Origin of the sequence: Phytoactinopolyspora endophytica (assembly GCF_004138495.1) — a bacterium.
Lineage (GTDB): Bacteria > Actinomycetota > Actinomycetes > Jiangellales > Jiangellaceae > Phytoactinopolyspora > Phytoactinopolyspora endophytica.
This window is the reverse complement of the sequence record NZ_ML142882.1, coordinates 28,408-29,123: the sequence shown is the minus strand read 5'-3', so window position 1 is coordinate 29,123 and position 716 is coordinate 28,408. Positions and strand designations below refer to the sequence as shown.

The window sequence follows — 716 nt, the reverse complement described above, 5'->3', positions numbered from 1 at the left end:
TCCGCGACATGGATGAAGAAGTCCGGCTCGTTCTCCTTGTATGTCTCCTGGAAATCACCGAACGTCTCGATTCGCTGGAATCCCACTTCGCGCATCAGGCGCCGCACGTAATTCTTGCGCAGTGGGTACATATTGAGGAAATATTCCGAGCCGTCCGAGAATGTGTACTTGAAACGGGCCAATCCGTCATCGACGTGATCCGGAACGGCCGACACATCGTCACCGGCGTAATAGTAAGTGTGCTTACTCGAGAATCCCTCATCCAGAATGGAATCATAATTCCGCTGATCAAGGATCAAAACGCCATCATGTTTGAGCATCGCGTAGAATTCCGCCAAAGCCTTACGGCGGTCACGCTCAGAGAAGAGGTGGGTGAACGAGTTGCCGAGACAGACGATTGCGTCGTACTCGCCGTGCACGTCACGGTTGAGCCAACGCCAGTCGGCGTTCACCACCCGCAGGATGTGCCCTCCGTGCCGGACACCGTTCTCGAAGGCCTTGGCCAACATCTCGGGGCTGCCGTCCGCACTGACCGTCTCGAATCCCTCTTCGATCAGCCGCACCGAGTGGAAACCCGTACCAGTGGCGACATCGAGGACCTTGCGGACGCCTCGCTCCTTCAGCTGGTCGACGAAGAAGTTGCCCTCACTCTCGGCGCGCTTCTTCCAGTCGATCAGGTCGTCCCACTTCTCAACGAAGCCGGTGACGTATTCCTC

The 716-nt window shown here is 57.0% G+C and carries 1 protein-coding gene; it reads right to left on the bottom strand.

Annotated features, from left to right (window positions below; genetic code table 11):
* On the bottom strand, positions 1-716 hold a 716-nt coding region (locus tag ELR45_RS40070), incomplete at both ends, for a glycine/sarcosine N-methyltransferase (protein WP_205857788.1).